This window comes from Marinobacter sp. (assembly GCF_035268745.1).
Lineage (GTDB): Bacteria > Pseudomonadota > Gammaproteobacteria > Pseudomonadales > Oleiphilaceae > Marinobacter.
In genome coordinates this window covers 1-2,823 of sequence record NZ_DATFKH010000219.1, presented here as the reverse complement: position 1 = coordinate 2,823, position 2,823 = coordinate 1, and the positions used below count along the sequence as shown (strand labels likewise).

General features: G+C 60.3%; 3 protein-coding genes. All 3 read right to left on the bottom strand.

Annotation, left to right across the window (positions count from 1 at the left end; all coding sequences use genetic code 11):
• Positions 1–953: glycosyltransferase (locus VJ956_RS14330; RefSeq protein WP_324085721.1), on the bottom strand; the 953-nt coding region annotated here is incomplete at its 3' end.
• On the bottom strand, positions 950–2,065 hold the full coding sequence (locus tag VJ956_RS14325; RefSeq protein WP_324085720.1) for a glycosyltransferase family 4 protein: 1,116 nt from the start codon (positions 2,063–2,065) through the stop codon (positions 950–952). The genes VJ956_RS14330 and VJ956_RS14325, both read right to left, overlap by 4 nt.
• Positions 2,062–2,823: ELM1/GtrOC1 family putative glycosyltransferase (locus VJ956_RS14320; RefSeq protein WP_324085719.1), on the bottom strand; the 762-nt coding region annotated here is incomplete at its 5' end. The genes VJ956_RS14320 and VJ956_RS14325, both read right to left, overlap by 4 nt.

Below are 2,823 nucleotides of genomic sequence, written 5' to 3'. Positions count from 1 at the left end.
TGTTCAGCGTCCTTCAGCGTATCAAGGTTGGTAAGCGAGCGTGTCAGCAGGTCTGCAAGAGCTTCGGCGCTGTGCCCATCACTTATCATTGTCGCCGGGAGAATGTCCCGGGGAACCGATACTGGCGTCGATACCACCGGGCAACCATGGAGCAGGGATTCCGCCAGGATGTAGGAAAAGCCCTCGCGCTCCGAGCTGATTACCGTCAGCCGGGCCTGTCGGTAGACCGGCGTCATGTTCCTGCAAAAGCCGGCAAGGGTGACGTGGTCTTCCAGACCGGATTGGCGGATTTGCCGTGCCAGTGCCTGGCGCTGACTGCCGTCGCCGAAGATGGTCAGGTGGCAGTTTTTCGCCTGCGGACCAAGCCTGGACCAGGCCTGGATGAGAACATCGAAGCCCTTGACCGGCTCGAGTCGTCCGACAGCGATCACATTGGTGACGGACGCATCAAGTGAGGTCTGGTCGACCGGTATTTCCGGGCATGGCTCGATATCCACACCGTTGTAGATCAGGCTTTTGTGGGGATGCGTCAGTGTCCTGAAAATCTGCGGGCTGACGGCGATAACCCGGTCAAGACGTTCAAAGGGTTTATGGCTGGATTTGATGCCATGAACCGTACCGAACCGCACGCCGCCCAGTCCCCTGGTTTTGCCGGCAAGTTGTGCCGCCTTGTTGCCCTGGGCATGCAGGATGTCTGGCGACAGCTGCCGCAGGCATCGGCGCAGGGCCAGTCGCAGCCACAGGTTATGGCGCCCGAGCTGGACGGGCAGGGTATGGAAGTGGACGCTGGCTGGAAACCTGGCGCGGTAACTTCGATGGCCAAGCACATGGATTCTGTGTCCACGGCTGGCGAGCGCCCCCGCCAGATCGGCGGTGTGTTTCTCCATGCCGCCCCAGATCGTGCCCGGGGTGGCAAGGAGAAATGCGATAGTGAGTTGGTTCGAGGTGTTCATGTCTGGCCAGCGGATTGCTGCAATACCTGCTGATAAACCTGCAATGTTGCCTGGGTTTGTGCCTCACGACGGAACCGGTAAGGGATGCTGATCATTGCCGGCCCGGCCTCGAGCATGCGGCCCACTGCCCCGGCAAATTCGCTGGTGTTATCCGGTGTTACCAGACCGTCGCGGAAACAGGCCTGCAGGATTTCCGCGGCACCTCCGCGGTTATAGCCAACAACCGGGGTTCCTGATGCAAGGGCTTCGGTAATGGTCCTGCCAAACGGCTCGGGTCTGGTGCTCATATGGCAGACCACATCGGCAAGCAGATACAGCTCGGTCATGTCATTGCGCTGGCCAAGAAAACTGACCTTGTCAGTCAGATTCAGCCGGGCACGTTGCTGCTTAAGTTCCGTCAGGAAATGTTCCTTGCCGGGTTCCGCGCCTCCGGCAATCACACCGTGACAATCCGGCCGCTGCTCGACCAGTTGTGCCATCATCCCCAGGAAATCCATATGGCCTTTCCAGCGGGAAATCCGACCGGGCATCATTACAATCCGCTTGCCTGCCAGTTGCGGATGCTGCCGGAACCAGCCGTCGAGCCACTGCGGACTGAGCTCCCGCTGCCGAAAGGCATCGACATCCACACCGCGATGAATGACCGTCAGTCTGCTTTCCGCCACCGGATAGTTATTCCGCACATAATCGGCGACACACTCTGATACCGCGATCAGGTGGTCAGCCCGGGTCATAATGGCGCTATAGGGCGAAACCGAATACATGCCATGGAAAGTGGATACGACGGCCGGGCGTGCCCGGGCCGGAAGGGTTTTCATCGCCAGGAAGATAATCCAGGCCGGCATGCGCGAGCGCACGTGGACAATGTCCGGCCGGAGTTCCCGCAGCAATTTCCGCACCGGCAGAATCTGGCCGAAAGAGGCCGGATTTTTCCGATGTATGGGCATCTGTATGTGGTTTGAACCCTGGTCTCGCAGCTGGTTCGCCATCGGTCCGCCGTTGGAAACCACAAACGATTCGTGCCCCCGTTTTACAAGGTCGGCAGCAAACTCTACGGTGCCTCTTTCCACCCCGCCGCTGTTCAGGGCTGGCAGTGCCTGAAGAATTCTCAAGGCCGGGTTCCCCTGTGCTGGCTCTGGTGGGCATCGGGAGCCGGGGGCAGCAACCCTTGTTGACTGACCCAGCGGGCGGCCCGATCGGCCTCCCAGAGCGCCCCGTTCTGACCGGTTTTACCAGCCATTACATCGCTGTGGTTGCGCCGGTCGGCAATGTGTCCGTCCTTCACCAGTTGGCCCACGCCTGCGGCAACCCGGCTACCTGGCTGGCCCGTTAGCTCCAGCAGCCCTGCAGGCACACCGGATGTGGCGGCTTCGCAAACCATTGACATGCTGTCCGGGGTCACCCAGACCGCGCGCGAAGCCGCGAGCTGGTGGCTGAGCCAGTTTTCATGGGTCTGTTGCGGATGGACAATGGTAATTCGCGGTCCTGCCAGCTCGTCCAGTCGCTCCTGTAACGATTTCGGGGTTCGGCGGGAGCTGCCGATTGTCCAGTGCCAGCCAGGGTAAAGGCTGATCAGGCCGGATACCTGGTCAGCAATGGCCTCATTGTCCCAGGCAAAATGGGGCGAAGGTCCGCCAATGAGGATCAGCGCCTGCTGTCTGTCGGTAATTTTTGCCATTGGTGTTATGGCATTTATTACCCCTTTGGTCACGAGAATCGAAGGAGCAGGCTGAACCCGGTCGTGGACAGGAATCACCGCTCCGCTGATCCATGACAACGGGAAGCCCGGCTTCATCAGGACCAGCGTCTTTGTCCGGCGGAGCCGCCGGAGGGAGAGTAACAGCCGGTGGGTGCCAGAGCCGGCGGCAAT